At 65.0% G+C, this 22,872-nt stretch carries 25 protein-coding genes; 16 read left to right on the top strand and 9 right to left on the bottom strand.

The genetic code is table 11. The features are described 5' to 3' along the window. Window positions 1-422 precede the first annotated feature (422 nt). The 11 genes from AWB75_RS09760 (at window position 423) to AWB75_RS09810 (ending at window position 8,058) form a co-directional block, all read left to right on the top strand. The gene (locus tag AWB75_RS09760) at window positions 423-986 is read left to right on the top strand and encodes an RNA polymerase sigma factor (RefSeq protein ID WP_061123892.1); all 564 of its coding nucleotides are present in this window, start codon (window positions 423-425) and stop codon (window positions 984-986) included. Beyond that, window positions 983-1,435, top strand: coding sequence for a DUF3619 family protein (locus AWB75_RS09765; RefSeq protein ID WP_061123893.1), 453 nt, complete (start codon window positions 983-985; stop codon window positions 1,433-1,435). The genes AWB75_RS09760 and AWB75_RS09765 overlap by 4 nt, the downstream gene beginning before the upstream one ends. Before the next feature lie 60 nt (window positions 1,436-1,495). Next, complete coding sequence (locus AWB75_RS09770; RefSeq protein ID WP_061123894.1) at window positions 1,496-2,263, top strand: DUF3106 domain-containing protein; 768 nt, start codon at window positions 1,496-1,498, stop codon at window positions 2,261-2,263. 32 nt (window positions 2,264-2,295) lie between these two features. Beyond that, window positions 2,296-2,781 carry an RDD family protein gene (locus AWB75_RS09775; protein ID WP_061124054.1) on the top strand — a complete coding sequence of 162 codons (486 nt, stop codon included), beginning with the start codon at window positions 2,296-2,298 and terminating at the stop codon, window positions 2,779-2,781. Window positions 2,782-2,851: 70 nt separating this feature from the next. Further along, window positions 2,852-3,847, top strand: coding sequence for a UDP-2,3-diacylglucosamine diphosphatase (locus tag AWB75_RS09780; protein ID WP_235012052.1), 996 nt, complete (start codon window positions 2,852-2,854; stop codon window positions 3,845-3,847). A 49-nt stretch (window positions 3,848-3,896) separates the two neighbouring features. After that, window positions 3,897-4,925, top strand: a complete 1,029-nt coding sequence (locus AWB75_RS09785; RefSeq protein ID WP_061123895.1) for a glycosyltransferase family 4 protein — start codon at window positions 3,897-3,899, stop codon at window positions 4,923-4,925. Further along, entirely contained in the window at window positions 4,922-5,473 is a 552-nt protein-coding gene (locus AWB75_RS09790) for a diacylglycerol kinase (protein ID WP_087086559.1), read from the top strand. The genes AWB75_RS09785 and AWB75_RS09790 overlap by 4 nt, the downstream gene beginning before the upstream one ends. A gap of 144 nt (window positions 5,474-5,617) precedes the next feature. Beyond that, a complete protein-coding gene (locus AWB75_RS09795; RefSeq protein WP_061123896.1) occupies window positions 5,618-6,337 on the top strand; it encodes a TetR/AcrR family transcriptional regulator in 720 nt (239 codons plus the stop codon). A 2-nt stretch (window positions 6,338-6,339) separates the two neighbouring features. Continuing rightward, window positions 6,340-6,924, top strand: a complete 585-nt coding sequence (locus tag AWB75_RS09800) for an LOG family protein (RefSeq protein WP_061123897.1) — start codon at window positions 6,340-6,342, stop codon at window positions 6,922-6,924. 13 nt (window positions 6,925-6,937) lie between these two features. After that, window positions 6,938-7,684, top strand: a complete 747-nt coding sequence (locus AWB75_RS09805; RefSeq protein WP_061123898.1) for an SDR family oxidoreductase — start codon at window positions 6,938-6,940, stop codon at window positions 7,682-7,684. A 119-nt stretch (window positions 7,685-7,803) separates the two neighbouring features. Next, complete coding sequence (locus tag AWB75_RS09810; RefSeq protein ID WP_143746417.1) at window positions 7,804-8,058, top strand: hypothetical protein; 255 nt, start codon at window positions 7,804-7,806, stop codon at window positions 8,056-8,058. An 86-nt stretch (window positions 8,059-8,144) separates the two neighbouring features. On the opposite strand, the gene AWB75_RS09815 is transcribed toward AWB75_RS09810, so the two are convergent. The 6 genes from AWB75_RS09815 to sugE all read right to left on the bottom strand — a co-directional run bounded on the left by AWB75_RS09815 (window position 8,145) and on the right by sugE (window position 13,781). Beyond that, the gene (locus AWB75_RS09815) at window positions 8,145-8,723 is read right to left on the bottom strand and encodes a DUF924 family protein (RefSeq protein WP_087086571.1); all 579 of its coding nucleotides are present in this window, start codon (window positions 8,721-8,723) and stop codon (window positions 8,145-8,147) included. 5 nt (window positions 8,724-8,728) lie between these two features. After that, on the bottom strand, window positions 8,729-9,460 hold the full coding sequence (locus AWB75_RS09820; protein ID WP_061123901.1) for an alanyl-tRNA editing protein: 732 nt from the start codon (window positions 9,458-9,460) through the stop codon (window positions 8,729-8,731). A gap of 93 nt (window positions 9,461-9,553) precedes the next feature. Further along, on the bottom strand, window positions 9,554-9,961 hold the full coding sequence (locus AWB75_RS09825; RefSeq protein WP_061123902.1) for a group II truncated hemoglobin: 408 nt from the start codon (window positions 9,959-9,961) through the stop codon (window positions 9,554-9,556). Between the two features lie 15 nt (window positions 9,962-9,976). Continuing rightward, window positions 9,977-12,466 (bottom strand): ABC transporter permease, encoded by a 2,490-nt coding sequence (locus tag AWB75_RS09830; RefSeq protein ID WP_235012057.1) that lies wholly within the window; start codon window positions 12,464-12,466, stop codon window positions 9,977-9,979. A 98-nt stretch (window positions 12,467-12,564) separates the two neighbouring features. Next, window positions 12,565-13,191 (bottom strand): DUF4126 domain-containing protein, encoded by a 627-nt coding sequence (locus AWB75_RS09835; protein ID WP_061123904.1) that lies wholly within the window; start codon window positions 13,189-13,191, stop codon window positions 12,565-12,567. Between the two features lie 269 nt (window positions 13,192-13,460). Then, window positions 13,461-13,781 (bottom strand): quaternary ammonium compound efflux SMR transporter SugE, encoded by a 321-nt coding sequence (gene sugE / locus AWB75_RS09840; protein ID WP_061123905.1) that lies wholly within the window; start codon window positions 13,779-13,781, stop codon window positions 13,461-13,463. 241 nt (window positions 13,782-14,022) lie between these two features. On the opposite strand from sugE, the gene AWB75_RS09845 reads away from it, so the two are divergent. Both AWB75_RS09845 and cydB read left to right on the top strand, forming a co-directional pair. After that, on the top strand, window positions 14,023-15,480 hold the full coding sequence (locus tag AWB75_RS09845) for a cytochrome ubiquinol oxidase subunit I (protein WP_061123906.1): 1,458 nt from the start codon (window positions 14,023-14,025) through the stop codon (window positions 15,478-15,480). Window positions 15,481-15,501: 21 nt separating this feature from the next. Next, entirely contained in the window at window positions 15,502-16,509 is a 1,008-nt protein-coding gene (gene cydB / locus AWB75_RS09850; RefSeq protein ID WP_061123907.1) for a cytochrome d ubiquinol oxidase subunit II, read from the top strand. A gap of 2 nt (window positions 16,510-16,511) precedes the next feature. Here cydB and AWB75_RS09855 read toward each other — a convergent pair whose 3' ends face one another. Genes AWB75_RS09855 through AWB75_RS09865 form a run of 3 tightly spaced genes read right to left on the bottom strand, consistent with a single transcriptional unit; the run spans window position 16,512 to window position 18,909 of the window. After that, the gene (locus AWB75_RS09855; protein ID WP_061123908.1) at window positions 16,512-16,985 is read right to left on the bottom strand and encodes a hypothetical protein; all 474 of its coding nucleotides are present in this window, start codon (window positions 16,983-16,985) and stop codon (window positions 16,512-16,514) included. 39 nt (window positions 16,986-17,024) lie between these two features. Next, the gene (locus AWB75_RS09860) at window positions 17,025-17,585 is read right to left on the bottom strand and encodes a peroxiredoxin (protein WP_061123909.1); all 561 of its coding nucleotides are present in this window, start codon (window positions 17,583-17,585) and stop codon (window positions 17,025-17,027) included. 25 nt (window positions 17,586-17,610) lie between these two features. Next, complete coding sequence (locus AWB75_RS09865) at window positions 17,611-18,909, bottom strand: EAL and HDOD domain-containing protein (protein WP_061123910.1); 1,299 nt, start codon at window positions 18,907-18,909, stop codon at window positions 17,611-17,613. A gap of 139 nt (window positions 18,910-19,048) precedes the next feature. Between AWB75_RS09865 and AWB75_RS37670 the strand changes: the two genes are divergently transcribed. The 3 genes from AWB75_RS37670 (at window position 19,049) to AWB75_RS09875 (ending at window position 22,865) form a co-directional block, all read left to right on the top strand. Then, window positions 19,049-19,219, top strand: coding sequence for a hypothetical protein (locus AWB75_RS37670; protein ID WP_159462776.1), 171 nt, complete (start codon window positions 19,049-19,051; stop codon window positions 19,217-19,219). A 143-nt stretch (window positions 19,220-19,362) separates the two neighbouring features. Then, on the top strand, window positions 19,363-21,249 hold the full coding sequence (locus AWB75_RS09870) for a putative bifunctional diguanylate cyclase/phosphodiesterase (RefSeq protein WP_061123911.1): 1,887 nt from the start codon (window positions 19,363-19,365) through the stop codon (window positions 21,247-21,249). Between the two features lie 143 nt (window positions 21,250-21,392). Next, window positions 21,393-22,865 carry an HDOD domain-containing protein gene (locus AWB75_RS09875; protein WP_061123912.1) on the top strand — a complete coding sequence of 491 codons (1,473 nt, stop codon included), beginning with the start codon at window positions 21,393-21,395 and terminating at the stop codon, window positions 22,863-22,865. The last annotated feature ends 7 nt before the right edge of the window (window positions 22,866-22,872 follow it).

The raw sequence follows: 22,872 nt of genomic DNA on the forward strand, positions 1-22,872 counted from the left end.
CACCTTTCGAATTTTCGGCAAAAAATTGATCGGGTGCTCTCTACCGGGCTTGTGGCTCGGGTTCAAGCGGCGCGTCTTGAATTGACAGGCGTGCTTCTTGGGCTCGCCTCAAAGCAGACATTTCACTGGATGATGCGAGTCAGAAAATGTAACAGTGTGCCGCGCGGCGGGTCAAGCAAAAAGTTTCCGAACATTGCGGTATCGCTTGCACGCGCGCGGCTTCCCGGCGAACGCGCCGCGCGGACCCCAGGTTGTGGAACGGATGTGCTTTTGACCGGGCGCGTATCCCAAGTGGCAACAAAATCGCGCATTCTCGCCGGATGCGGCGAAACTTTGCTAGGATTCGCAGGTTTTCCTCGAACTCCACGATCCCCTTTTCGACGCAAATCGGACGCAGATTCGTTGCGCCGGGCCCCCAACGGATGGCATCAGACAAGGAACTCGCCGACTTTCTGGCGGGCGTCGAAAGACGCGCGTTCAAGCAGACCGTGTACACCGTTCGCGACGACGACGCGGCGCTCGACGTCGTGCAGGACGCAATGATCAAGCTCGCGGAAAAGTACGGCGACCGTCCGGCGGCCGAGCTTCCGCTTTTATTCCAGCGTATCCTCCAGAACGCGACGCACGATTATTTCCGTCGCCAGAAGGTGCGCAACACCTGGGTCAGCCTCTTCTCGTCCTTCGGCAACGCGGACGACGACGAATTCGACCCGCTCGAAACCTTCGAATCCGAGGACGGCGCGGCCGGCAGCGAAAGCAGCGAGAACAAACTGGAGCGCGAACAGGTGCTGAACCTGATCGATGCGGAAATCCAGAAACTGCCCGCGCGTCAACGGGAAGCGTTTCTCATGCGTTACTGGGAGGATATGGATGTCGCCGAGACGGCCGCTGCGATGGGGTGCTCCGAAGGTAGCGTGAAGACACATTGTTCACGCGCCACGCACACTCTCGCGCAAGCCCTGAAAGCAAAAGGGATCACGCTATGAGTTCCGCACTTGAAACGAAGGAAAACGAGTTCGCGCTGAAAGTCGTACAGGCGCTGGATGAAAACACGTCGAACATTCCGGCTGCCGCCGTCGACCGGCTGCGCGAGGCGCGCCGTGCCGCGATCGCGCGCAAGAAGCCGGAGAAAGTCGCCGTCGCGATGAGCGCGCCCGCCTTCACGCCGGCGTTCGCCGGTGCGGGCAGCACGCTCACCACGGGCGATTCCGACGACGGCCATCGCCAGAAAGGTTGGCTCGCGCGGCTCGGCGGTCTCGGCCTCGCGTGGCCGCTCGCGGCGCTCGTCATCGGGCTGGCGGGCATCGCGTATTGGGAAGATCAGGAGCGCCGCGCGGAACTCGCCGACATCGACGCCGCCATGATGAGCGACAGCCTGCCGATCGACGCCTATCTGGATCACGGTTTCAACGCGTATCTGACGCGCAATCACTAAGCCATCGACTCGGTCATCTCGGTCTTCGTCAGACACTGAATACAGCGGGGGAATTTTCGGGTGAGTTACAAGCGCGGTCTCGCGATTGTCTTCGGTTGCGCGATTGCGGGTCTGGTTGCGTTCGCCGCGACTTATCCGCGCTTCTATGCCACTACCGCCGCCACACCCTCGCCCGCCGCCGCGTCGCCGGGCGGCGCAAGCGCTCCTGCCGACACGGCGCTCTCGCCGCTCGCCGCGCTGTCATCCGAAGGGCCGCTGTCCTGGAGCCATCTGACCGAGGCGCAGCACCTCGCGCTCGAACCCTTCGCCACGCAGTGGGACACGTTCTCCGACGAGCGCAAGCAAAAGTGGCTGAAGATCGCATCGCGGTTTCATCGGATGTCGCCTGAGGCGCAGAAGCATCTGCATCAGCGCATGGAAGAATGGGTGCGCCTCACGCCCGACCAGCGCAAGGTCGCGCGCGAAAACTATCAGGTTTCCAAATCGGTTCCGCTCGAAAAGCGCGAAAAGGCTTGGGACGCCTATCAAAAGCTGTCCGAAGAACAGAAGAAGAAGCTCGCCGCGAGCGAACGCACGCGCCGTCCGACGGTCGTCTCCGCGCCGCCCACGGGCAAGACCGAAGTAAAGGACATCAACCGCCTCGTCGCGGCGCGCGAACAAGGCCACGCCGGACATGCCGAAGGCGGCTCCGCTGCGGCGCCCGCGCCGGCCGCGCCCGTTTCCGGTGCGCCCGCGCAACCCGCCATACCGAACGCCGCGAGCATCGTCCCGGCCACGCCGATTCCCGTGTCGCCGCAACAGGCGCCTTCGATGTACAACGGCTCGTGAGCGCGCAGCCGGCCGTCGTCACTGTCGATCCGATGCGCGCGCCCACGCTGCGCCGCCGCCTCGCGACGATGCTCTACGAAGGCGTGATCCTGTTCGGCGTCGTGTTCATCGCCGGCTATCTTTTCAGCACGCTCACGCAGCAACGCAACGGCCTCACGCATCACAACTGGCTGATGTCGTGGATCGGCATCGTGCTCGCCGCGTACTTCGTGTATTTCTGGACGCACGGCGGCCAGACCCTGCCGATGAAAACCTGGCGCCTCAAGATCGTCGACGCACACGGCCGGCCCATCAAAGCCGGACGCGCGCTCGCGCGTTTTGTGCTCGCGTGGCTGTGGTTTCTGCCGCCGCTGGCGCTGCATCCGCTTCTCTCCCTCGCCGTGCCGCAGACGCTCGCCGTATTCGTGGCGTGGGTTGCGCTGTGGGCAGCAGCCGCCCGGCTCGATCCCGCGCGCCAGTTTCTCCATGACCGCCTCGCCGGCACACGCGTCATCCCCGCCCAGACTGTTGTCAAGTAATAAGAACTTCTCGTGACTGTCACGGCTCGGTCACGGCCGCACGGTGCAATGCGCATACCGAAGAAACCCGATGCGCGAGCCAATGGCCTTCAACTCGTCCGTTCACCCGGCAATCGACCCGCCCCTTCCATTCAGCCTCGGCCACAGCGAGCTGCGCACCGGTCCCTTCGCACTGCGATCCGAGTCCACTGAATCGTCCGAGTCGGCCTCAGCGGGATCGCACGGCGTATCCGATTCGCGCGTCGCCGCACCCGTCCACGACGACGAACACGGCGATTCCGACGACGCACCGCAGCGCTATCGCACGATCTGGCTCTCCGACATCCACCTGGGCTCGGGCGGCTGCCAGGCGCAGTATCTCCTCGATTTCCTGCGGCACCACGAGTCGGAATATCTGTATCTCGTCGGCGACATCATCGACGGATGGCAGCTTCGCAAAGGCTGGTTCTGGCCGCAGGCGCACAACGACGTCGTGCAGAAAATCCTGCGCAAGGCGAGAAAGGGCACGCAAGTCGTGTACATCCCCGGCAATCACGACGAAGCCGCGCGCCAGTTCTGCGATCTCGCGTTCGGCGACATCCACGTGCGCGGCGAAGCGTTCCACACGACGCTCGCGGGCAAGCGCCTGTGGATCGTGCACGGCGATCTCTTCGACGGCGTGATCCAGCACGCCAAATGGCTCGCGTATCTCGGCGACACCGCCTACACGATGATCCTGCTGCTCAACCGCTGGTTCAATCGCGTGCGCACGAAGTTCGGCTTCAACTACTGGTCGCTGTCGCAATACCTGAAGCATCAGGTCAAGAACGCGGTGAACTTCATCTCGCAGTTCGAGCGCGTGATGACCGACGAGGCGCGCCGCCGCGGCTGCGACGGCGTCGTGTGCGGACACATCCACAAGGCCGAGATCCGCGACATCGACGGCATTCTCTACTGCAACGACGGCGACTGGGTCGAGAGCCTCTCCGCGCTCGTCGAGACCTATGACGGCGAGCTGAAGATCGTCTACTGGACCGTGATGGGCTCGCAGCAGGCACGCGCGACACGCGCACGCGCCACCGTCTGAACGCCGCCGCAGCAAACCATAACAAGCCACACCAACCTGGGCCGAATCGATGAAAATCATGATCGTTACCGACGCATGGGAGCCGCAGGTCAACGGCGTCGTGCGTACGCTCACGCAGACGACGAAGGAACTCACCGCGCTCGGTCATCGCGTGGAGTTGCTCACGCCGCTCGAATTCAGAACGATCCCCTGCCCGACCTATCCCGAGATTCGTCTTTCGCTGCTGCCGGCCCGGCGCGTCGCCGAGCGCATCGACGCATTCGGACCGGACGCGCTGCACATCGCCACCGAAGGCCCGCTCGGGCTCGCCGCGCGTTCCTACGCGCTGCGCCACAAGCTGCCGTTCACGACCGCGTATCACACGCGCTTTCCCGAGTACGTGAAGGCGCGCTTCGGCATTCCGCTCGCGCTGACGTATCGATTCCTGCACTGGTTCCACAAAGGCTCGCAAGCGGTAATGGCGCCGACGCCCGTGGTCAAGAGCGATCTCGAGCAGTACGGCTTCACCAACGTCGTGCTGTGGACGCGCGGCGTCGATCTCGACATCTTCCATCCGATGGAGTCGAAGGTGCTCAACACCGCGCGGCCGATCTTCCTGTACGTCGGGCGCGTCGCCGTCGAGAAGAACGTCGAGGCGTTTCTGAAGCTCGATCTGCCCGGCTCGAAGTGGGTCGCGGGCGAAGGCCCCGCGCTCGCCGAACTGAAATCGCGCTATACCAACGTGAACTATCTCGGCGTTTTGTCGCAGACCGAGCTCGCGAAGGTTTATGCGGCGGCGGACGTCTTCGTGTTTCCGAGCAAGACCGACACCTTCGGTCTCGTGCTGCTAGAAGCGATGGCCTGCGGCACGCCGGTCGCCGCGTATCCGGTGACGGGCCCGATCGACGTGCTCGGCACCGACGGGCCCGGCGCGCTCGACGCCGACCTGCGCGAAGCGTGTCTCGAAGCGCTGAAGATCGAACGCGCCGATGCGCGCGCGTGGGCCGAGCGCTTCTCGTGGCGCGCGGCGTCGGAGCAGTTCGCGTCGCATTTGCGCCGCTTCGGGCCGCGCGCGACGTCCGAGAAGGCCGCCGCATGACGCGACGCGCCGTGGCGCAGGAACGGGCCGAAGCCAACGCGCGCGCGGCAGCGGGCCACACGCGCGAGAACGATCCGTTCGACGACGATCTCGAAGACATCGACGACACACCCGTGCAAGCGGCCGAGCCGCTCGGCCCCGACGACCTGCCCTTCAATCCGTACAAGGGCAACCGCGGCTTCACGCGCGCGTGGCACGCGATGAAGAACTCGCTCTACGGCTTTCGCATCGCGATTCGCGAGGAGAGCGCGTTTCGCCAGGAACTGACGCTCGCCGCGATTCTCCTGCCGATCAGTCTCTTCGTGCCGGTCGCGCCCGTGGAGCGAGCCGCGCTGATCACGTCCGTGCTGCTCGTGCTGATCGTCGAGCTGCTGAACTCGAGCGTCGAGGCGGCCATCGACCGCATCTCGCTCGAACGTCACGAACTGTCGAAACGGGCCAAGGATTTCGGCAGCGCCGCGGTGATGGTCGCGCTCGGCGTCTGCGTCATCACATGGGGCCTGATTCTGTGGCCGCTTGCATCCGCGTGGCTCTCGCGTATCTTATAAAGGAGAACGTCATCGCGCTGCGCCAGCGTGGGTGCCGCCGAACGACCGGTTTATAATCGCCCGACATTCTCAAAAATAGCAACGGAAGCGGCCGTGCGAACGCTCATCCCGAGCCGCCGCGGCCCGATGCCAAGGTCGGACGACATGGAAGCCAAACCACCCCGCCGCACCCGCGAACGGATACTCGAGCTGTCGCTGAAGTTGTTCAACGATATCGGCGAGCCGAACGTCACCACGACGACGATCGCCGAAGAGATGGAAATCAGTCCAGGCAACCTGTACTACCATTTCCGCAACAAAGACGACATCATCAACAGCATCTTCGCGCAGTTCGAGCAACAGATTCAGAAGCGTCTGCGCTTTCCGGACGATCATCGCCCGACGATCGACGAGATGTGGTCGTATCTGCAGTACATGGCGGATTTTCTTTGGACGTACCGCTTCCTCTATCGCGACCTGAACGACCTGCTCGCGCGCAACCGCACGCTGGAAACGCACTTCAAGCAGATCATCACGCACAAGGTGCATTTCGCGAGCCAGTTGTGCGAGGCGCTCGTCGCCGATGGCGAGATGGTCGCGACGCCGGAAGAGATCAACGTGGTCGCGACGAACATGGGCGTGATCGCGACCTACTGGCTCTCGTATCAGTACGTGATGAATCCGCGCAAGTACAACGATCAGGAAGCGATCCGCACGGAGCTGCATCAGGCGAGCCTGCATATCATCTCGATCATGGCGCCGTATCTGCGCGGGCGCTCGCGTCAGCTCTTCGACGACCTCGTTTCCGGTAAGCTGCCCAAGCGCGAATATGCGGACTTCCTGCCGCCGCGCGAGGACAAGTCAGAACCATCGAAGGATTCCTGAGCATGAAAGCAGTCTGTGTCTATTGCGGCTCCGCGACCGGAGCCCGTCCCGTCTATGCGGAAGCGGCCAAGGCGTTCGGCCGCGCGCTGGTCGAAAACAATCTCGCGCTCGTCTATGGCGGCGGGCGCGTCGGTCTGATGGGTCTCATCGCCGATGAAGTGCTCGCCGCGGGCGGGCGCGCGGTCGGCGTCATTCCCGAATTGCTGGTCGCAAAGGAAGTCGGCCATACCGATCTCACCGAACTGCACGTCGTGCCCGACATGCACGAACGCAAGAAGATGATGGCCGATCTCTCGGATGCGTTCGTCGCGATGCCCGGCGGCGTCGGCACGTTCGAGGAGTTCTTCGAGGTCTACACGTGGGCGCAGCTCGGCTATCACCAGAAGCCGGTCGGTCTGCTCGACGTGAACGGCTACTTCGATCCGCTCATGGCGATGCTGCGTCACACGGTCGAGGAAGGTTTCATGCGCGCGCCGCTGCTCGACATGATTCAGGTCGCGGCCGAACCCGATGCGATGATCGCCAGGCTGAAGGCTTATACCCCGCCCGCGAATGACAAGTGGGCAACGAACCGCAACGTCGTCTGAGGAGCGAGCGCGCATGTCCAAGGTGATTCTGATTACGGGCGGCAGCCGCGGCATCGGCCGCTCGGCGGCGGTGCTGGCGGGCGCGCGCGGCTGGTCCGTCGGCGTGAACTATGCGTCGAACGCGGCCGCTGCCGATGCGACCGTCGCCGCCGTGCAGGCCGCGGGCGGCAAGGCGATCGCCATTGCCGGTGACGTCGCCGACGAAGCCGCGATCATCGCGATGTTCGACGCGACCGAAAGCGCGTTCGGCAAGATCGACGGCGTCGTGAACAACGCAGGCATCGTCGCGCCCGGCTCGATGCTCGCGGACATGGACATCGCGCGCATGAAGCGCATCTTCGACATCAACGTGCTCGGCGCGTATCTGTGCGCGCGTGAAGCGGCGCGGCGCATGTCGACTTCGCGCGGCGGCAGGGGCGGATCGCTCGTGAATGTGTCGTCGGCGGCGGCGCGGCTGGGCGGCCCCGGCGAGTATGTCGACTATGCGGGCTCCAAAGGCGCGATCGACACGCTGACCATCGGGCTGGCGAAGGAACTCGGGCGCGAAGGCGTGCGCGTGAATGCGATCCGGCCGGGGCTGATCGAAACCGATATCCACGCGAGCGGCGGCAAGCCCGACCGCGCGCAGGTGCTCGGCGTGCAGACGCCGATCGGACGGCCGGGCACGGCGGACGAAGTGGGCGAGTCGATCGTGTGGCTGCTGTCGGATGCGTCGTCGTATGTGACGGGCGCGATTCTGGATGTGACTGGCGGGAGGTGACGCGAGCGCGGCGCGCTATTGCGTCTCGGGAGCGAACTCGATGTGATAGCCGCGTCGTTCCAGCATGGCGAGGATCGCAGACTCGCCGATGATCTGCGGGCCGAGTGACCGGGGGACGCGTGCAGCCCCAGAAATTTCATGGCATTCAGACCCGTATGAATGTCACCGGCCTCCTCGAAGGCGAAGCGGACGCACAGATCGAGTGGTCCGAACTTCAGCCCCACTGCCTCGAGTTGGGGCCGCAGCGCAGCGGTAAGCTGAACGTCTTCATTCAAAACATTGTGGAACCAGTTCATGCGTATGGGCTCGGACTCCACCGCATCGGGTGGGGGAATCTCGACCCGGATCTGCGGATGATCGATCAGTGCGCGTAGCATGCGGCGGCTGCGCAAGCTGAACCCGCCGTTGAGCACGGTTTTGAATGTCGAGAATCCATCCGTCGTCCTGATCATCCGGATTCTCAAAAACCGCCATGCTTCGCCAGCCACGCTTCTTCATCGGGCAAGATCGCACGCCCCAGTATCCGGTTGCGATGCGGAAAGCGCCCGAAGCGTTCGATGACTTCGGCGTGTTCCACTGCCGATTCGTAAAAACTCGACACGCCCATCTCTTCCTTCAGGTTTCCGAATAATCGAAGCGCCTCACGCTGGCTTTCGAGCGTTTCATCGTGCTCGAACGGCATATACGCGAACGCGCGATGATACGCGCCCGGCAGGCTCAGATCGTCGCCACATTCGACCAGCCTGCGAGCCAGCTCAAGCGCACGCGAATCTCCCGCGAACGCGCGCGGCGTGTTCCGATAGCAATTGCGCGAGAACTGATCCAGCAGCACGATCAGCGCGAGCATCCCAAGCGGCGTCTCTTCCCACTTCCGCAATCCGCCCGCGTGCGCTTCTTCGAGCAATGCGCCGAAACGCTCCGCGAGCATCGCGTCGAAGGCGCGTTTCTTCTTCCACCAAAGCTTGCGCTCGACGCCATATTCCAGTGAGCCGGGTGTGTCGAACCAGAAGTCGAGCACCGCCTGCGCGCGCGGGTCGATCGCCGTCACGCGAGTTCAAGCACGAGCCGGCGCGTGCGCGCGCTCTTCTTCTCCAGCTTCGCGATGCGCAGCGTGCCGATCTCCCCCGTATTGCGCACATGCGTGCCGCCGCACGGCTGCAGATCGACGTTGTCGATGCGCAGCAGGCGCACGCGGCCAAGGCCCATCGGCGGCTTCACGCTCATCGTGCGCACCAGTTCGGGGCGCGCGGCCATTTCATCGTCGGTGATCCATTCGGTGTGCACGTCGTGCGCGCCGCCGATCAACGCGTTCAGCTTCGCTTCGACCGTTTCGCGCTCGATCGGCTCGACCGTCGCGAGATCGAGACGCGCGTAATCGCTCGTGATGCTGCAGCCGTCCACCGGATACGGCAGCACCGCGCAGATCAGATGGCTCGCCGTATGCAGCCGCATATGCCGATGACGCCGCGTCCAGTCGATCTCCGCCTTCACCGTGTCGCCGACCTCGATGCGGGCCAGCGCATCGTCCTGACCCGGCGCGGGCACGTGCACGGCGTCATCCGGCGTCGCGCCTTCGAACTTCGCCTTGCGCGTATCGGCGATGCCGATGACCGTGCCGTCCGCGAGCGTCAGCGTGCCGGCGTCGCCGGCCTGGCCGCCGCCGAGCGGATAGAACACGGTTTGATCGAGGTGAATGCCCTGCTCGTCGATGGCCGTGACCGTCGCGTCGCAGCGCGTCAGATAGGCGTCTTCGCGAAAGAGTGCGCGTGTGCTCATGTTCGTCCTTCCTTGCGTTCGATGCTCGTGTGATGCGAAAAGCCGATGATGCATCACGCGCGCCGCGCCTGAACCGGTACAAATCGGCGCGAATCAACCGGGACGGTTGCGCATCCAGTCGGCCGTGTCGAAGAACGAGGTCAGCAGGCGCTCGCGCAAGGCTTCGTCGACGCCGATGTCTTCCATCGCCCAGGCCATGCAGCGCAGCCATTGATCGCGCTCGTCCGATGCAATCGAGAACGGCAGATGGCGCGCGCGCAAACGCGGATGCCCGAAGCGGTCGATGTAATGATCCGGCCCGCCCATCCAGCCGCACAGGAACCAGAAGGTCTTGTCGCGGGAATTGTCGAGCGTCGGCGGATGCAGCGCGCGGATGCCCGCGAACTCGGGCTCCAGATCCATCAGGTCATAAAAGCGGTCGACGAGCGCACGCACGCGCGCCTCGCCGCCAATCAGTTCGAAAGCGGTCGGCTGTTGGCCCTGTCCAGTTTCTTCGGTCATTGCTTCTTCGGAAAATTACGCATCGCGCAAGGACTGCAACGCCGGACGCGCCAGCACGCGCCGCAGGCTCAGCCAGCCGCCGACGCCCGCGCACGCGACGCCCGCCACGATGCCCGTGGGCACGAGCCACGGATTGAAATCAATATGGAACTCGAACACGCGCGCCGCGAGCACATAACCGATGGCCTGCGCGCCGATCGCCGCCATCAGGCCCGAGAGCGCGCCGACGGCGACGAACTCGGCGACCTGCACCGAACGGACCTGCTGATGCGACGCGCCCAGCGCGCGCAGCAGCGCCGACTCGCGCACGCGTTCGTCGCGCGTGCCGGCGAGCGCCGCGTAGAGCACGAGCACGCCCGCCGCGAGCGTGAAAAGGAACAGGAACTGCACCGCGCCGATCACCTGCGCCAGCGTGCGATGAATCTGCGCGAGAATCGGCGCAATGTCGATGGCCGTGACGTTCGGATAGCGCGCCACCAGGCCGTCGATCACGCGCTGCTCCTGCATCGGCAGATGAAAGCTCGTGATGAAGGTCGCGGGAAGATCGGCGAGCGCCTCGGGCGGCAGCAGCACGAAGAAGTTGACCTTGAACGAGTTCCAGTCGACCTTGCGCACGCTCGTCACCGGCGCTTCGACCGGCAGACCGGCGACATCGAACCGCAGCGTGTCGCCCATTTTCACGCGGATCGTCTTGGCGATGCCCTCTTCGATGGACACCTGCGGCTTAGTTTCCTTGCCGAACCACGCGCCTTGCGTCACGCGGTTGTCGCCAGGCAGCTCGGTCGTATAGGACAGGTTGAACTCGCGGTCGACGAGGCGCTTCGCATCGGCCTTGTCGTAGTCCTCCGGATTCACCGGCTTGCCGTTGATGGACACGAGCCGCGCGCGCACCATCGGCGAAAGCGAGGCGTCGGGCTGGCCGTGCGTGTGCAGATAGTCGAGCACGCCCTGCCGCTGGTCCGGCTGAATGTCGATGAGAAACTGATTCGGCGCGTCGGGCGGCGTCGCGTCACGCCAGCCCTTGATGAGATCGTTGCGCGTCATGCCGATGAGCAGAAGACACATCAGCCCGATACCGAGCGCGGTGATCTGCAGCGCGCTCGATCCGCTCCTGCGTTCCAGCGACGCGAGCGCATAACGCCATCCGACGCCCGCGCGGCTTCGCTCGCGCCGCACGAAGCGCGCCGCCGCCCAGAGCGCCGCGCGCGCGATCACGCCGAACACGAGCAACCCCGCCGCGAAACCGCCCGCGACGATGCCGCCCAGCTTCAGTTCGCCCGCCGCGACGATCAACAACGCCGCGAACAGCAGCACGCCGACGCCGTAAGCCGCATGCGCTACGCGCTGTGCGTCGCCGAGCTCGCGCCGGATCACGTGCACCGGCGGCACGCGCGTGATCGGCAAAAGCGGCGGCAGCGCGAAACCCAGCAGCAGCACGAGACCCATCGCGATGCCCTGCAGCGCGGGCCAGACGCCCGGCTGCGGCAATTCGACATCGACGAGCGAGCCGAGCCAGTTCAGCAGCACCAGGTGCCCGCCGAAGCCGAGCACGACGCCCGCCACACTGCCAATCAGTCCTATCGCGAGGAATTCGTTCAGAAAGAGCGCGCGCAGCGTGCGCTGGCTCACGCCAAGACAGCGCATGGCAGCGCAGCCGTCGAGATGCCGGCGCGCGAAACGATGCGCGGCCATCGCGATCGCGACCGCGGCGAGCAGCGCGGTCAAGAGCGACACGAGCGTCAGGAAATGGCTCGCGCGATCGATCGTCTGACGCACCTGCGGCTGGCCCTCCGACAGCGACTCCAGCGCCACGCCGCGCAGCTTGCCGCCATCGGTCTTCGCGCGCGCGAACTTGGCGAACTGCTCGACCTGGGCGTCCGGACCCGCGACCAGCAGCCGATAGGTGACGCGGCTCCCATAACCGACAAGGCCCGTGCCCGCGATCTCGTCGGCGCGCATCATGAGGCGCGGCGAAAAATTCACGAACGAGAAGCCGCGATCCAGCTCGCGCGTGATGACACCCGCCACCGTGAACGTGCGCGTGCCGACCTTGACCGTGCCGCCGACCTTCGTTTTCAGCGCATCGAGCAAGGCGGCATCGACCCAGACGGTGCCGGGCGCGGGAATGCCGAGCGCGGGGGCATCGGCGGCATCGAGCGCCGGCGCGATGCGCAGCGCGCCGCGCAACGGATAACCCGGCGTCACGCCCTTGATCGCCGCGAGCCGCGAGGCCGGCTGCGCGGACGTCGAACTGATCATGCTGGGAAAGATCGTCGTGCCCGCCGTTTCGAGGCCGAGCGTTTTGGCCTCGCTCGCGAAGATCGGATCGACGGGATGATCGGCGCGCACGACGAAATCGGCGGCGATCATCTGGCGGCCGTCGCGCGCGAGGCCCTGGCGCATGCGATCGGCGAGAAAGCCGACGCTCGACAGCGCCGCGACGGCCAGCACGAGCGCGAGCAGCAGCATCGTGAGTTCGCCCGCGCGCCAGTCGCGCGCCGTCATGCGCCATGCCTGGCGCACCGTCTGCGTTAGACCGAGCTTGATGGTCGGATGCGAATTACCTGCCTTGCGTGCAGCCTGCTCGTTCCTGAATGCGGTGCTCAATCGTGCTTGCTCCGCAGCCGGTTGAGCCGCTCCGAGTTCGGCAGCATGTGCTTGGCCATGCGCGACACGCCGCCGTGCACACCGCGCGCGAGTCGCGGCAGCGCCCAGCCCGCGAGCACCAGAAACGCCAGTAGAAGCACGAGGAACAGCAAGGGCACGAAGAGCGCGAGCGTGATGCCCGCCAGCGCGCCGACATCCTCAGTGGCCGACGCCGCCCAGTTCGACACCGGCTCCGGCGAAAGATTGATGAGCGCGCGCGTGCCCGCCTTCGCGAAATGCGATGCGCCGGCGAGCGTGCCGCCCGCGAGCGCGGCGATGGTGAGCATGGCGGGATCTGCGTGACCGAGCGAACCGGCCGCGAGGACCGCGCCCGCGGGAATGCGGATGAACGTGTGAACGGCGTCCCACAAGGAATCGACGGCGGGAATCTTGTCGGCGAGAAATTCGACGATCGCGAGCACCGCCGCGACGCCAATCACCCAGGGCGAACCGAGCACCGCGAGCGAATCCGGCAGATGAACGACGCCCATGCGCTGGAACATGCCGGCGATGAAAACGGTGAGGTACAGGCGCAGCCCGCTCGCCCATGACAGGCCCGCTGCGAGCGAAAGTGACTCAAGCATTGCCGCCTCCCTGGTGCCGCCTGCCGCGGGCGCTCGCTGCTCGTGAACGATTCACCCGCTGAAATAACGATCTTTCCGTCAGATGCCGAAAGAAGCCTCCTATATCCACGACGATACAACAAAAGCGCGCGAACGTAGGAATCGGATTAAGCGGATGACTTCAGACCATTATATCCACGCGAAACCGCGCGGTGCAGCAAGGTTCAAGCGATTGCCGTTCCCGGTGCGCCAGCGCACGGTGAGGTGGCGCGGGCGCAACGGACGCGCCCTCAGTGACCCGACGAGAGCTTGAGTCCGACCAGTCCGGCAACGATCAGGAGCGCGCTCACGATACGCGCCGCCGACAGCGCCTCGCCCATGAACACGATGCCGAAGACGAACGCGCCGACCGCGCCGATGCCCGTCCACACCGCATAGGCGGTGCCGAGCGGCAACTGCCGCATGGCCATCGCGAGCAGCACGAAACTGCCGATCGCGGTGATGAGCGTGAAAACCGACGGCCCCAGCCGCGTAAAGCCTTCGGACGATTTGAGGCCCGCGGCCCACGCCACTTCGAGCACACCGGCGATGAAAAGAAGAATCCAGGACATCGAGCGACTCCCTAAAAAATGGGGCCGTCCCCGATGAAACGATGCGCATGCGGTCGTCCGCATGGCCATAAGACCGAACGGACGATTGTAGCAAAGTGGTGTATCCGCGCCCGTCCGCTGCGGCGTCTCGTCGCGCCGTGCGTGGATACGGTCATCAAAACCGTGTATTAAGGAGAAAAACGCCCGCGCGAGGCGTCCCTTCGACATATCCGCTGCAAAAAGCCTGAACAAAGGAGCGTTCATGGATGTCGATTCGGTCCTGCTCTCACGCTTTCAGTTCGCGTGGGTCGTCGCGTTTCACATTCTGCTGCCGGCGTTCACGGTCGGCCTGTCGTGCTATATCGCCACGCTCGAATTCAACTGGTGGATCACGAAGCGCGACGTATATCGGCGCCTGTCGGCGTTCTGGCTCAAGATCTTCGCAGTGTCGTTCGGCATGGGCGTGGTGTCGGGCATCGTGATGCCCTTTCAGTTCGGCACCAACTGGAGCCGCTTCTCCGACGCCACCGCGAACGTCGTCGGCCCGCTGATGGGTTACGAAGTGCTGACTGCGTTCTTTCTCGAATCGGCATTCCTTGGCGTGCTGCTGTTCGGACGCAAGCTCGTGCCCCAATGGGCGCACGTGATGTCGGCGATCTTCGTCGCGGCGGGCACCGTGATCTCGTCGTTCTGGATTCTCGCGGTCAATAGCTGGATGCAGACGCCGCAGGGCCATCGGATGCTGCCGGACGGCCGCTTCGAAGTGGTGAGCTTCTTCGACGTGATCTTCACGCCGTCGTTTCCGTACCGGCTCGGGCACACGGTCAGCGCGTTTCAGGTGACGGCGGCCTTCGTCATTCTCGGCGTCGGCGCGATGTATCTGCGGCAGCGCCGCGCGCTCGAAGAAAGCCGCGTGATGGTGAAGATGTCGCTGATCTTTCTCGTCATCATGGTGCCGGTCCAGATGGTGATCGGCGACGCGCACGGTCTCAACACGCTGAAGCATCAGCCCGCCAAGCTCGCCGCGATGGAAGCGCTGTGGGAATCCGGCACGCGCGTGCCCGCCAATCTCTTTTCGATTCCCGATCAGGACGAAGAGCGCAATCACTTCGAGATTTCGATTCCGGTACTCGGCAGCATCTACCTGACGCACGATCCGAACGGCTATGTGCGCGGCCTGAAAAACTTTCCGCGCGAGGACCGGCCGCCCGTCGCGGTCGTGTTCTTCGCGTTTCACATCATGGTCGGCGTCGCGCTGCTGATGTTCGCGCTCGTGCTGTGGGGCATGGTGCTGTTCGCGCGCGGCAGGATCGAGACGAGCACGCGCTGGCTGCGCGCGGCGACCTGGGCGATGCCGCTCGGGTTTATCGCGGTGATCGCCGGCTGGACGACGACCGAAGCCGGCCGCCAGCCGTGGACCGTGTACGGCATTCTGCGCACGAAGGATTCGGTGACGCCGTCGCTCACCGCCGCCGATGTCGGTCTTTCATGGCTGCTTTACGTGTGCGCGTACCTCGTCATCTTCGGCGCGGGATTTCTCCTGCTGCGACGGCTCGTGCGCGTGGGTCCGGCCGAAGTCGCCCACGCGCACGAAAAGGACGAACTCGATGCGAAGTCGCGCGCGGCGCGTCCGCTTTCGGCGGTATCGGCGGGTGCGAGCGGCGCAGCGCGTCCCGTCAGCGACGACGACATCGTGCCGCCCGGCCGCGGGCGCAAATAGAGACGAAAACCGGAGAACGCGATGCTCGATCTCGTGCCGCTATGGGCCGCCATTCTCGCGCTGGCGGTGTTCATGTACGTGCTGCTCGACGGCTTCGATCTGGGCGTCGGCATGATGTTTCTGCTGCGCCGCGATGCCGAATCGCGCAACCTGATGATCAACTCCGTCGCGCCCGTCTGGGACTTCAACGAGACGTGGCTGATTCTCGGTGGCGGCGGGCTGTTCGCGGTGTTTCCGCTTGCATTCGCGATCATCGTGCCGGCGGTCTATTTCCCGATTCTCTTCATGCTGCTCGGGCTGATCTTTCGCGGCGTCGCGTTCGAGTTCCGCGAGGTGATCGGTGCGCGCAAGTGGCTGTGGGATGGCGCGTTCGGCGTGGGCTCACTCGTCGCGACCATCTCGCAGGGCATCGTGCTCGGCATGTTCATCCAGGGCTTTCCGATTCATGGCCGCGTGTATGTCGGCACGAGCTGGAACTGGGTCGCGCCGTTTCCGCTGCTCGTCGGCGTGGGGCTGATCTTCGGCTACGCGCTGCAAGGCACGACGTGGCTCGTGCTCAAAACCGAAGGCGAGCTGCAGGCGTGGAGCCGCAAGATGGCGCATGTCGCGCTGCTCGGTGTGATCGCGTTCATTCTGCTCATCAGCATCTGGACGCCGCTCAAGGACGCGCGCATCGCGGCGCGCTGGTTCGGCTTTCCGGAGAGCCTCGCTTTTGCGCCGGTGCCCGTGCTTACGGTACTGCTCGCGTGGACGCTCTGGTCGAGTCTCGTGAGAGGTCGAGAGGTCGTGCCGTTCCTGTGCTCGATCGGGCTCTTCTTTCTCGCGTTCACGGGGCTCGTGATCAGCCTGTGGCCGTTCATCGCGCCGCCAACGGTTACGCTGTGGGACGCGTCGGCGGCGCCGCTATCGCATCAGTTTTTGCTGATCGGCACGATGTTCCTGCTCCCCGTGCTCATGATCTACGTGATCTGGTCGTACTGGGTGTTTCGCGGCAAGGTGCGTGGCGACATGGGCTACCACGCCGAATAGGCTCACAGCTTTTGCCGGGTCGCGAGCGACAGGATGCGCGCCCATTTGCGCGCCTCGCCGCGATCGCGCATCGGCAGCGTCCATGCGCCGTGCTTCGCGTCCTTAACGTCGAGCAGCACTTGCCACGCGCCGCCCGCTTCCTGGGCACGCGCGCCGCGCAGGTCCGCGAAAATATAGCGGCCGGTTTCGTCGCGCAAGCGCACGTCGCACAGCCGCTTGCCCGCCGCGATCCGCACGCCGCCCCATTCGCTCGTGAGCTCGTGCGTCCAGTCGCCGCTTTCGCCTTTACGCAGATTCGGCGCGATTTCGCGCCGGCTCGCGAGCCAGCGCATCACGCCCGCGGCGATCGCGAGCAGCACGACGATCGCGACGCCCACGGCCACACCCAGACCGAAATGCGCGTGCAGCGCGTCGAACGACCATATCGCGCCATAAATCAGCAATCCTAAGACGATCAGTCCGACGACGATGGGCATGGCGTCTCCCGCACGCTCAAACGATGAAGCCGAAGCGTATCACTGCGCCTTGTGCTTCGCGTTCCAGTCGCGCAGCGCCTGCAGCGTGTTCGCGACATGCTGGTCCGGCGACAGGCTCGTGTACTCGTAGATGACCTTGCCATCCGGCGCGATCACGTAGGACACGCGCTTGGCCATCGTGCTTTTCATCGGCATGGAGGTGTCGTAGGACTTGATGATCTTCGAGTTCTCGTCGGCCGCGACCGGAAACTTGCTGCGGCACTCGCTGACCGAGAACTTCTTCAACGTGTCGATGTTGTCATGCGACACGCCGATGACCGTCGCGCCCTCGGCCTTGTACTGATCGACCGCTTCCGCGAATTCGTGCGCCTCGATCGTGCAGCCCTTCGTGAACGCCGCCGGATAGAAGTACAGCACGACGGGGCCTTTCTTGAGCGCATCGGCCAGCGAATAATCGTACACGTTGCCGCCGAGCGAGGCTTGCGCGGTGAAGTCGGGCGCGGCATCGCCGGGCTTGAGCGTCGCGCCCGCCGTGAGCGGCCACGCCGCCGCGATCGCCAGAACGCCACTCGCCGTGAAACCGAAAATCCTGCTCTTCATGCCACGCTCCTTTCGATGATCTCGTTCACGCGTCGTCCGCGGCCTGCTCCATGCGATGTTCGGCGAACCACGCCGCCGCTTCGAACTGCAATTTGGCGAGCACCGCAGGCGTGAGCATGTCGAACGCGGCTTGAGCCTGGCGGCTTGCGTCGATGGCGGGCGCATCGCCCCGCTCCGCCGCCCGCGCGATGCCGAGCAGCGCGCCGAGCGGCCCGTCGCCCGCGAGAATAGCCGTGCGGATCTCGCCCGCCAGATGCAGCTTATCGAGAATTTCCACCGGCTGCATGTCGAGCACGACATGCACGAGCGAGAAGATGCCGGTCATGAACGCGGCATCGGAGAACGTTTCGTCGTCGGGGCGCAGCAGGACGGCCGCGAGTTCCAGGAAGCGCGCACGCGTGCCGACGAGCTGCACGAGCGGGTCCGAGCGCCACGGCAGGCCGCGGCCGTCCGCGTAGAGCAGCAGTTGCGTCCAGCGCGTCAGTTGGCGCGTGCCGGTCCCCGCGATCGCCTCGCGCAGCGACGACACGCGCCGCCCGCGCGTCTGCGCGCTCGAATTGGCGAGGCGCATCAGTTGCACGACGATGTCCGGATTGCGCTTCAGCTCGGCTTCGAGCTCGCGCAAGCCCGGCTCGCCGGCGAGCACGGCCATGAGACGCAGCAGCGAGCCGCGCGCGGGGCTCGCGCGCCGTGCTGACAGCACCTGCGGCCGCGCGAAGAAATACCCCTGAAAGAAGTCGAAGCCGAGTTGCTTTGCCTGCGCAAAATCGTCGGGGGTCTCGACCTTCTCGGCCACGAGCAGCTTGCCGCGCCGCTTCAGCGCCGCCGCGAGTTCCGGCAAATGGCCGCGGTCCGCCGCGAGAAAGTCGACCTTGACGATATCCACCGAAGGCAGCGCAGCGAGCAGCGCGTCGTCGAGGCGCACGACATCGTCGAGGGCGAAGCGAAAGCCCGCGTTGCGCAACTGCGCGCAACGCTTGAAGAGCGCTTCGTCGAACGTGATGTTTTCCAGCAGTTCCAGCACGAAACGCTCGGGCTGCATGATGTGGACGATATCGTCGAACAGCAGCTCGCGGCTCATGTTCACGTAACCCGGATGCGGCCCGAGCACCGCCGGCACGCCGATCTCCCCGACCGTGCGCGCGACGACATGCGCGGTCGCCTGCACGTCGTCGTGAACGCGGGCGCGGTTGTCGGGGCTGTCGCGAAAAAGCAGCTCGTAGGCGACGAGCGCGCCGTCGGCATCGAGGATCGGCTGGCGTCCGACATAGACGCTCTGTCCGCGCTTCATGAGCGACGCGCGCTTCAGGTGTGAATGAGGCATGACGGGAACGGCCGGGCTCCGCAAGTTGCGCCCGGCGTCTGCGGGCTTTGCATGGTTGCCGGCTCAGGGTCCAGGACTGCGGCGCAGGCCGGCGATGTGATGGATTCGATCATGATGCGAACGAGTCGGGCGGATTCCGATGAACGACAGCGTGAGCATGGCCTTGCAGGGTCAGGCAATGGCCGCGGAACGGTTCCGCTCGAAACGCGCCACTGTAACCGAATTCGTCAGGCGACATCATACGAAACTCGACAATTCGTGGACAACCGCCCACGTGCAGTCGAACGGCGTCAATCGGGCCAACGTCTAAAGATTCCGTCCGGCGGGCCGATATCTCGCCTGATAGAGCGTGCCGCGGCCGTATCGGCACGTCCCGGCCGGAACCGCGAAGCGCGTGTTCCGCGCGCCGCCGCCTGAGCACGGCGAGCGCTGCCGCCAGAACCCTACGAGACCATGCAAGCGAATCGGATCAACGTCTCCCGCCGCGCACCGTGGCGCATCGCGCTCGATGCGCTCGCCCGCGTCTGGCCGAGCGCCGCGCGCGCGCGGCAGGACAGCGAGCTCGACTCGCATCCCGAAGGCGTGCAAGCGCCCGCGGCCAGCGCGCCCGACGTCGTCACGACGGCTACGGCAGCCGCGACCGTCCTGGCTGGCGTGCCCGAAGCTACGCTTGGCGCGGTCGACTTCCTCGCGCAGCTCGACGACGCCCTGCGCTTTCAGTATGTGTCCGATGCGAGCATCGAGTTCATCGGATATCACCGCGACTATCTGAGCATGTTGACGCTGCACGACCTCGTCGCGTCGGAAGAAGCGGACGAACTGCACGCGCTCGTCGCACGGGCGCGCGTGAGCGGCAAGCTCGAATCGGCGACGCTGACCGTCGTGAAGTCGCTGACCTATCCCATCTGCGTCGAACTGCGGCTCGTGTCGACCGCCGCGCGCGGCACGCCCGGATTCGCGCTCGCCGCCTTCGACGTGACCCACTGGCGCGAGCGCGAAGCCTCGCTCCTGCATACGATCAATCACGATGCGCTCACGGGCCTCGACAATCTCGTCTCGCTGAAGGACGCCATCGCCGCGGCACAGGCGCAGGCCGAGCTTACGCGCACGCACGCCGGACTCGTGCTGCTCGATATCGACGACTATCAGCGCATCAACCGCGCACTCGGTTACGACGCCGGCGACGAGCTGCTGCGCGAGACCGCCCGCCGCATCCAGCACACGGCCGGGCACGGCGAGCGCGTCGCGCGCGTGGCCGGCGACGAGTTCGCCGTGCTGCTGCCCGCCGGCACCACGCCCGAGCTCGCCGAGAGTCTCGGGCGGCGCCTGCTCACCGCTATCGCGCAGCCGTACCGGCATCGCGGGCAGCACACGCATTTGTCGGCGAGCGTGGGCGTCGCGCTGTATCCGGATCAGCCGGGCAAGAACGCGCGCAGCGGCGCGCAGTCGAGCCTCTTGCGCATGGCCGATCAGGCGCTCGCGCAGGCCAAGGAATCGGGCGGCAACGCGCTCGTCTTCCACACGCTCGACGACAACCCCGCCGACGCCGAACGTCTGAAGCTCGAAGCCGACCTGTACGAAGCCGTGCGCAACGGCGAGTTCTCGCTCTATTTCCAGCCGATCACCAAGATCCGCACGGGCGCGGTGGTCGGCGTGGAGGCGCTGATGCGCTGGAATCATCCAGTGCACGGGCTCGTGCCGCCGTCGACGTTCATTCCGCTCGCGGAGTCGATCGGCCTCATCAACTATCTGGGCAACTGGGTGCTGAAGGCCGCGTGCATGCAGATCATGCAGTGGGACGCGATCGGCATCCGGCTCGATTACGTGTCGGTCAACGTGTCGCCGCAGCAGTTCCGCGACAAACGTTTCACCGCGGCGGTGAAGGAAGCGCTCGCGCTCACCGGCATCGACGCAGAGCGGCTCGTGTTCGAGATCACCGAAAGCCTGCTGATGCACGACCCGGAAGAAGCGACGCTTCTGCTCGAAGCGCTGAGGTCGATCGGCATTCGCTTCGCCGTCGACGATTTCGGCACCGGTTATTCGAGCCTCGCCTATTTACAACGTTTTCCGCTTTCGAAGCTCAAGATCGACCGCAGCTTTGTCGAGAACCTGATTACGTCCCGCAACAACCGCGCGATTGTGAGCGCGGTGGTCGGGCTCGCGCAATCGCTCGGGCTGGAGCTGGTCGCCGAAGGGGTCGAAACGGAGGCGCAGCGCGACTTGCTCGCCGACCTCGGTTGCGATCATATTCAGGGCTGGCTCATCAGCCACGCGTTGCCGTCGGACGAGCTGGCGCGCTCGTTCAAGTCGCACTCGCTCGTGTTGCACGAGACATCGTGAGCGCGAGATTGTTCGTGCTCTAATTGAGCAATGCGCCGTAAACCCCTAATAACGTGTATCTTTCGTTGTTGGGCGCCAGGTTGGATTTGCTGGACCGCCTCGGGTTAGCCGTCGCGTAACAAGCAGGGTTCTTATTTTTAGCAATGGCACGCACCAAGGCCGAATTACTGGACAAGTTGTGGTCGCGCATGAGCGAGCGCGGGGACTTCCCGATGCTCTCCCAGGCGCTGCGCACGACCGTCTCCGCGATGAGCGACAACGACCTCGACTTCACGTCCCTCGTGCATGTCGTGCTGTCGGACGTCGGCCTCACGCAGAAGGTGCTGCGCCTCGCCAATTCGGCGATGTACATCGCATTCGGCGGCAATATCACGACCGTCACGCGCGCGTTGATGGTGCTCGGCATGGACGCGGTCGGGCATCTCGTCGTCGGACTGAAGCTCGTCGATCACTTTCATCAGAGCGCGCCGCGCCGTATCGACGCAAAGCTCGAACTCAACCGCACACTGCTCTCGGGCGCGGTCGCGCGCCAGCTCACCGAGCACAAGGATCTGCGTTCCGCCGAGGAAGCGGTCGTCTGCACGCTGATGCGGCAAATCGGCAAGCTGCTCGTCGCGTTCTATCTGGAGCACGAGTGGGATCAATTGCGGCGCAAGGCGGCGTCGGAAAACATTCCGGACAGCGCCGCGTGCGCGGAACTGCTCGGCGTCACGTTCGATGAAATCGGGCTGGAGGCGGCCGACCGCTGGCGTCTGCCCGAAACGATCCGCGAAGGCATGCGCGCGACCGACCCGAACGCGCCCGTCGACGAAACCGTGCCGAAACACGTGCGCTGGCTGCGCGCGATCTCCAACTACTCGACCGAAGTCGCCGACGCGCTCACCGCGCAGAACATGGCCACGGACGGCCGCGGGTCGCTGGTGTTCGACATCTCCAGCCGCTACAGCGGCGCGCTCAGCACCGACGCGGAAACGCTCACGACGATGAGCCTCGCGCTCGCGAACGAAGAAGCGAACGGCGGCGTCATCCGCGAGATTTCCGAGTTGCAGGCGAACGCCGACGCGATGGAGCGCGCGAAGATTTCCGCGGAGGCGCGCATCGGCGCGAGCGTCGAGGACTTGCGCTCGCTGCCGTCGAAGAATGCGCTGGCGCCTGCGCTCGCGCTCGCGTCGGAATCGATACTCGGAAGCCTGCATCTGTCGCGCACGGTCGTGTTCGTGCGACAGGCCAACAACGAATTCCACGCGCGGCTCGGTCTCGGCGCGGGCGTCGAGCCGATGCTGCAGCAACTGCGCTTCTCCGCCGAGTTCCGGCCCGACGTGTTTCATCTCGCGATCACGAATCCGGTCGGCATCTTCATCGAAAATGCCCGCGACGCGCGCATCGACGCGCGCCTGCCGCGCTGGTACAAGGACACGCTCGGCGAAGCGCAGGCGTTCGTGCTGCTGCCGGTGAAATCGGGCGATTCGACCGTCGCGCTCATTTACGGCGACTGGACCTTGCCGCAGCACGTGCGCAAAATCTCGCCGCTCGAAATGAGTGCGTTGAACGGTCTCACCAAAGAGTTGAGCCGCTTCTTTCTCGGCGCGAACTGGAAGGAAGTCGAGCTGATCTGACCGGCTT

The organism is Caballeronia catudaia, from assembly GCF_001544755.2.
Taxonomy (GTDB): domain Bacteria; phylum Pseudomonadota; class Gammaproteobacteria; order Burkholderiales; family Burkholderiaceae; genus Caballeronia; species Caballeronia catudaia.